The 3174-nt window shown below is 34.9% G+C and carries 3 protein-coding genes; all 3 read left to right on the top strand.

The features are described 5' to 3' along the window. Window positions 1–1442: sialate O-acetylesterase (locus ACP5P5_RS13595; RefSeq protein ID WP_428286657.1), on the top strand; the 1442-nt coding region annotated here is incomplete at its 5' end. 7 nt (window positions 1443–1449) lie between these two features. Then, entirely contained in the window at window positions 1450–2244 is a 795-nt protein-coding gene (locus ACP5P5_RS13590) for a polysaccharide deacetylase family protein (RefSeq protein WP_428286656.1), read from the top strand. A 26-nt stretch (window positions 2245–2270) separates the two neighbouring features. Continuing rightward, a complete protein-coding gene (locus tag ACP5P5_RS13585; protein WP_428286655.1) occupies window positions 2271–3164 on the top strand; it encodes an endo-1,4-beta-xylanase in 894 nt (297 codons plus the stop codon). Window positions 3165–3174: the final 10 nt, after the last annotated feature.

The raw sequence follows: 3174 nt of genomic DNA, 5'->3' as shown, positions 1-3174 counted from the left end.
AAGCCTGTTGGTTTAAAAGCACAAACAAAAAACAACTGGATGAATTTAAGAAAAGAAAAACGGCTTTTCTTGCCGAAGATAAACAAGGAAGGGATGTTTTTTTGGCCGATTCTGCCTTTTCTCTTCAAATGGCACAAGAAAACTTCCCCGATATTGATCAATTAATTCAAAAAAATAAAGACACTGCATACATTCATCAACTGGAAAAATCTATCGCTGCTAATAATCAAATCATTCAAAAAAATTTAGCAACAGACAAAGGCATTTCCGAAAATCCAAAGTGGTACCAAACTGATTATAAACCTATAAATTGGCATAACATAAATGTTCCGGGATATTGGAATGATCAAAGTATTCCTAACGTACATGGCATTGTGTGGTATATAAGAACGATAATGTTACCATCCACAATGGAAGGCCAACAAGCTCAATTAGCATTAGGAAGAATAGTAAACGCCGATGAGGTTTATATAAACGGAAAATTAATTGGCCAAACCGAATATGAGTATCCGCAACGCTATTATAATATTCCTGCAGGCATATTAAAAGGGGGAAACAATACTATTGTAGTTAAAATTACGGCATTACAAGGAAAAGGCGGATTTGTAACTGATAAGCCATATTATCTAACAAACGGTTTAGACACTATACAATTAGCAGGCACCTGGCAATATAAAGTTGGGCTTGCGCTTACACCCAATCAAACGCACACACAATATTTTAATGCAGAATATCAACCAACTGCATTATATAATGGAATGATTGCACCTATTACGCAATATGCCATAAAGGGTGTGTTATGGTATCAGGGCGAAAGTAATACAGGAAACACCAAGCAATATGCTCAACTATTACCGGCATTTATTCATGATTGGCGACAAAAATGGCATAATGAAAATTTACCTTTCATTATTATACAATTACCCAATTTCGGACCTATTGATGAACTTCCTGTTGAAAGTGGTTGGGCACAACTACGCGAAGTTCAAATGAATGCACTAAAAATTGCTAACACAGCATTGGTAATAACAATTGACTTGGGTGAATGGAATGACATCCATCCTTCCAGAAAAAAAGAGGTAGGACAACGTGCAGCCCTTGCTGCAGAAAAATTGGTATATGGCAATAATAACATTATATCAAGTGGACCTATTTTTCAAGCGGCAGAAATTAAAAACGACTCTATCATTATTCATTTTTCAAATGTGGGAAGTGGTTTAACCACTTTAGAAAACCAGCCCTTAAACAGATTTTCAATTGCCGGATCTGATAAAAAATTTGTTTGGGCAAAAGCTAAAATTGAGCATAATACAGTTGTAGTATGGAATAAAAATATTAGCCATCCATTATATGTACGATATGCATGGGCTGACAATCCCATGGATGCTAACTTGTATAATGTTGAAGGGTTACCTGCCAGTCCATTTAGAACCGATCAATAAAAATATTATGAAAATTGTTTTATCAATACTTACACTTTTTGCTGTTAATATGATTGCAGCACAAACAGACAAAACTTGGAATAACAAATCATGTGCAGTGGTATTAACTTATGATGACGGATTAAATATTGACATTAAAAATGTACTTCCCGCTCTCGACTCTGTTCAACTAAAAGGTACATTTTATATTTCTGATTATTTTAATGGACTAAATGCACAGTTGCCAAGCTGGAAAAAAGCCGCTGAGAATGGGCATGAATTAGGTAATCATACTATTTGGCACCCTTGTAACAGCCAATTGCTGGGTAGAAGTTTTGTTCAACCCGACTACGATTTGGCCACCTACACAGTAAAACGTATGGTGAATGAAATATTAGCCATGAATAACTTATTAAAAGCTATTGATGGACAAACCACCAGAACCTTTGCTTATCCATGTGGCGATACGAAAATTCATGATACAGATTATTTAGCTTCCTTACATCAAACTTTTATTGCTGCAAGAGGCGTTACACCAATGATGCAAACAATTGATCAAATTGATTTATACAATATTGGATGCTATGGTATTAATGGACAATCGGGTAAAGAAATGATTGATTTAGTGAAACAAGCACAACGTACACACACATTATTGGTTTTCCTATTTCATGGAGTTGGTGGAGAACATAGTTTAAATGTTAGTGTGAATGCGCATCATGAACTGTTGCAATATTTGAAGCAAAATGAATCAACTATTTGGATAGCCCCCTTAAAAACAGTGGCTACTTATATTAAAGCACATCAAAATAAAACCAAATAACCTCATCAATACAAATATTATCTTACATGAAAAGAAAATCATTATTCATTGCTGCCTGTGCAACAATTCTTGCAAATTATAGCTATGCACAAAAACAAATGGGCTTAAAAGATTATTACAAAAATTATTTTCCTATTGGCGTTGCGGTTAGTGCACATAATGTATTAAGCAGCGATACAACTTTTATACTGCAACAATTTAATAGTCTTACCCCGGAAAATGCCATGAAAATGGGGCCTATTCATCCCAAAGAAAATGAATACAATTTTAAAGAGGCTGATGCCATAGTAAACTTTGCGCAACGGCATCATTTAAAAGTAAGAGGACATAACTTATGTTGGCATGAACAAACCCCGGATTGGATATTTAAAGATGCAAATGGCGGATTGGTATCAAAGGAAATACTTTTGGAACGTTTGAAACAACACATATTTACAGTAGTAAACAGATATAAAGGCAAAATTTATGCTTGGGATGTAGTAAATGAAGCCGTTGATGATGATACTACACGCCTACTACGCAATTCATTATGGTATCAAATATGTGGCATTGATTTCATAGTAAAAGCCTTTGAATATGCGCATGAAGCAGATCCGAATGCCATTTTATTCTATAACGATTACAATACGGAAAGGCCCGAAAAAAGAGCCAGAGTTTTACAATTAATGCAACAACTTAAAGCATTAAAAGTGCCGGTAATGGGTATTGGCTTACAAGGGCATTGGAGCATTTATGAACCCACACAAACCGATTTACAACAAACCATTCAAAGCTTTGCTGCACTGGGTTTACAAGTGCAAATAACAGAGCTGGATGTATCTATTTACCCATGGGAAAAAAAATTAAGACCTAAAACTGAAAAAGACATTGACGTTTATACCCCTGAGCTTGAACATCAACAAGATAACAATACAAAATGATATTTAAAGT

Origin of the sequence: Hydrotalea sp., assembly GCF_049968455.1 — a bacterium.
GTDB lineage: Bacteria > Bacteroidota > Bacteroidia > Chitinophagales > Chitinophagaceae > Hydrotalea.
Note: the sequence above shows the minus strand (reverse complement) of the source record. Positions and strands in the feature narration are given on the sequence as shown.

Bases quoted from the DNA above. Each gene is read 5' to 3' on its own strand.
- ACP5P5_RS13590 (WP_428286656.1), top strand. From the start codon at position 1,450: ATGAAAATTGTTTTATCAATACTTACACTTTTTGCTGTTAATATGATT.
- ACP5P5_RS13585 (WP_428286655.1), top strand. From the start codon at position 2,271: ATGAAAAGAAAATCATTATTCATTGCTGCCTGTGCAACAATTCTTGCA.